We start from the raw sequence: 3,535 nt of genomic DNA, 5'->3' as shown, positions 1-3,535 counted from the left end.
TGCGCGGATGTGCCCACCGCGTAGTTGAAGCCCCACGGCAGTATCGTGGGGCTTTCCGCAGTGGTTGCGGCGACTCCAGTCGCTCGGCTGGAGGCCGGCGCCGTGGATCGGGAAACAGAACAGTTGCCGACGAACTTGTTTCCAATTACCATTGGTTTGTCCCGATAAACGCGTGGCGTCACCCGGCTCCCCGGAGAAAACGTGAAGAAGCTGAAGCTCGACATCACAGACATCCAGGTGCTCTCGTTCACCGTGGAAACCGAGAAGGGCGCCGGGACCGTCAACGCCCACCTCACGGAGCCCGCCATCACCACGGAGTTCCAGGAGGTGTACGGCGGCACCACCCTCAAGAACACGGACTGCAACTCCTGCCCGTTCTGCGTGGACGAGCCGATCGGGCCCGCCGGGCCGTGAGCCATCCATGAGACGGGGATCCACGCGTGGAGCAAAGCCGGCCCACCCGCATCGTGCGGGTGGGCCGGCTCGTTGCATCCGCGTCCAGCCCCCGCGGCGGAGCGTGAGGCCTTCCGCCGCTCGGTCCGCGACCCACGCGCCTACACCAGGTGCGTGACCGCCCGCGCGATCGCCTCCAGCATCGACAGCGCGGGCTCCTGCGGCGGGGCGCCCTTGCCCTGGTTGATGGGCAGGCTCAGCAGCCAGGGCACCAGCGCCAGCGACACCAGGCTCATCAGCTTGATCAGGATGTTCATCGACGGGCCCGCCGTGTCCTTGAACGGGTCGCCGATGGTGTCGCCCACCAGCGCCGCCTGGTGCGCCGGCGACCCGCGACCGCCCGCCGCGCCCATGTCCACGTGCTGCCGCGCCAGGTCCCACGCGCTCCCCGCGTTGGCCATGAACGTCGCCAGCAGCACGCCCGTCACCGTGGCGCCCGCCAGCATCCCGCCCAGCGCCTCCACGCCCAGCCCCGCGCCCACCAGCACCGGCGCCACCACCGTCAGCACGCCGGGGATGATCATCTCCCGCAGCGCGTGGCGGGTGGCCACGTCGACGCAGGCGGCGCTGTCCGGCGGCACCGTGCCCTCCATGATCCCGGGATTCCCGGAGAACTGCCGCCGCACCTCGGCGATCACGGCGCGCGCGGCCTTGCTCACGGACGTGATCGTCAGCGCGGCCACGGCAAAGGGCACGGCGCCGCCCAGCAGGAACCCGATGACGACGACGGGATCGATCAGGTTGATGCCCGCCAGCCCCACCCACGACGCGTACGCCGCGTAGAGGGCGATGGAGGTCAGCGCGGCGGCGGCGATGGAGAACGACGTGATCACGGCGCCGGATTCCTTGCCCGCCGTGTGCAGCCCCTCCGTCACCCGCCGCGCGTCCGGGCCCAGGTGGCCCAGCTGCACGATGCCGCCCGCATTGTCGGCGATGGGCCCGAACGCGTGCACGGTCATGGTGATGCCCACGGTCGCCAGCATTCCCACGGCCGCCATGGCGATGCCGTACAGCCCCGCCGACGCGTACGCCGCGCCCACCGCCGCGCAGACGATCAGCAGCACGGGCACGGACGACTGCAGCCCGGCCGAGATCCCCGCCAGCACGTTGGCCGCCGCGCCCTGGGAGGACGCCTCCGCGATCCCCCGCGCGGCCCGCGGGCCCGTGAAGAACGCCGTCACGGCGCCCACGAGCGTCCCCGCCACGGTGCCGGCCAGGATGGCCAGGAACGGCCCCAGGTAGTGGTACACGCGCCCCGTGGACTCGTCCGCCAGGTCAAAGCCCAGCGCGAAGACGATCCCGAACGCCATCACCAGGAACAGCGCGGCGGAGGCCAATTGCACCGTCCGCAGGGCCGCGGCGGGGCGCTCCGGCTTGAGGTGGCGCAGCAGGAACACGCCCGCGATCGACGCGATCAGCCCCGCCGCGATGGCGAACAGGGGGAGCGCGACGGCGGCGATGCGGTTCTCGTAGCCCGTGAGCGTGCCCTCCGTCATCCCCACGGCGATGGCGGCGATGACGGCGGCCGCGCAGCTCTCGAACAGGTCCGCGCCCATCCCCGCCGTGCCGCCCGCGCAGTCGCCGGCCAGGTCCGCGATGGTGGCCGGGTTGCGCGGGTCGTCCTCGGGGATGCCCGCCTCCAGCTTGCCCACCAGGTCCGCGCCCATGTCGGCGGCCTTGGTGAAGATGCCGCCGCCCACGCGGGCAAAGAGCGCGATGCTGCTGGCGCCCATTGCAAAGCCGGAGACGATCTCGGCGAACTCGCGAAAGCGGATCTCCTCGTACACGTCCGGCCGGCCGATGCCCATCAGGTACAGCAGCCCCGTCCCCAGCACGGCCAGCGACGCCACGGCCAGCCCCGCCACGGCGCCGCCCTCGAAGCCCGTCCGCAGTGCCGCGGGAAGGCCGGGATACCGCGCGGCCTCCGCCGTCCGCACGTTGACGCGCACGGCCGCGAACAGCCCGCTGAACGCGGCCGCCATGGCGCACACGGCGCCGCCCGCGAACGCGCCCGCCGTGCGGTATCCCGCGACCAGGAAGAGCAGCGCCCCCGCGAGGACGACGAACGCGCCCATGACCACGGCCACGCGCCGGGCGAACGCCATGGCGCCGGACTGGACCTGCGCCGCCAATCCGCGCATGACCTCGTTGCCGGGCGGCAGCTTGCGCACGCGCTCCCAGATCATCCACGTAACGCCCAAGCCCAGCAGGCCCAGGATCCACAGCCAGTCGGTCAGGAGGGTCAGGTCCACGGTGGGGCGGCGGATTGGGGTCAACCGGCAGGATGCGCGCGGCGCCGTCGGAAGGAGGCTTCCGGCGCCGGCGTGGGGGAGGTTGGGAGAAGTGCCGAAAAGGTAAACGCGCGCCGTGCCTCCGGAAAGCCTTTTGTTTCGGCTGTGTCGCGCCGTTTCCTTCGTTATTTCCGCCGCACACGCACCAGCGTCATCCTGACAGCGGTTTTGCAGTGGGTGTAGAGTCGTTTCTCACCCGTGCTGTCATTCTGAGGTCGGCCGGCGCCGGCAGAGACCATCCCTTGCCATGATGCATCAGGCGCCGGCCGGCCGAAGAATCTAGTTGCCGGAGTGCAGGGTCCCGCCCGCGCGCTGAGTTCGCGCGAGGAGTCCAGCACGGGCGAGGTCTGTGCGCGGCCCGACCAGATTCTTCGGTCGGAAGGCGCCCACGATTCCGCGCGATGGGATGGACCGCACCGGGCGCCTTCCTCGCTCAGAATGACAGCATGGGCGAGAAACCACTTCAAACCCATCCGGGATTCGCTGTGAGGGAGCGCCCGCCTGGACTCGACTTGTGCACGAACCCATGGGCGCGACCGAAGGATCTTGCATGCGAAGCGTGAGGCCGGATTCACGTCGGGGAGTCCGGCCCCGAGTCTCGCACACAAGATCCTTCGTCGCCGCCATGGCTCCCGCGCAGATCAGGATCGCGCGGCGGCTCCTCAGCAACTGTGTTTCAGACGGTGGCCGCGATCGCCGGATTCCAAGGTGTATTCGTGCGCGCCATCGTGTTCAGGATCACGAGCAGCTTTCGAAGACACGCGATCATGGCAACCTTGAATGGCTTCCCT

At 70.3% G+C, this 3,535-nt stretch carries 2 protein-coding genes and 1 pseudogene; 1 reads left to right on the top strand and 2 read right to left on the bottom strand.

Translation table 11 applies throughout. The features are described 5' to 3' along the window. The first annotated feature begins 201 nt into the window (after nucleotides 1-201). Nucleotides 202-414 carry a hypothetical protein gene (locus VFZ20_RS26680; RefSeq protein WP_329687009.1) on the top strand — a complete coding sequence of 71 codons (213 nt, stop codon included), beginning with the start codon at nucleotides 202-204 and terminating at the stop codon, nucleotides 412-414. Nucleotides 415-554: 140 nt separating this feature from the next. On the opposite strand, the gene VFZ20_RS26675 is transcribed toward VFZ20_RS26680, so the two are convergent. Further along, nucleotides 555-2,705 carry a sodium-translocating pyrophosphatase gene (locus VFZ20_RS26675; RefSeq protein ID WP_329687008.1) on the bottom strand — a complete coding sequence of 717 codons (2,151 nt, stop codon included), beginning with the start codon at nucleotides 2,703-2,705 and terminating at the stop codon, nucleotides 555-557. Between the two features lie 715 nt (nucleotides 2,706-3,420). Then, nucleotides 3,421-3,535 (bottom strand): annotated as a pseudogene (locus VFZ20_RS32835) (IS110 family transposase); the annotation flags it as partial.

Origin of the sequence: Longimicrobium sp. (genome assembly GCF_036280135.1) — a bacterium.
GTDB lineage: Bacteria > Gemmatimonadota > Gemmatimonadetes > Longimicrobiales > Longimicrobiaceae > Longimicrobium.
The sequence above is the reverse complement of the archived record's forward strand: the minus strand, read 5'-3'. Positions and strand labels throughout refer to the sequence as shown.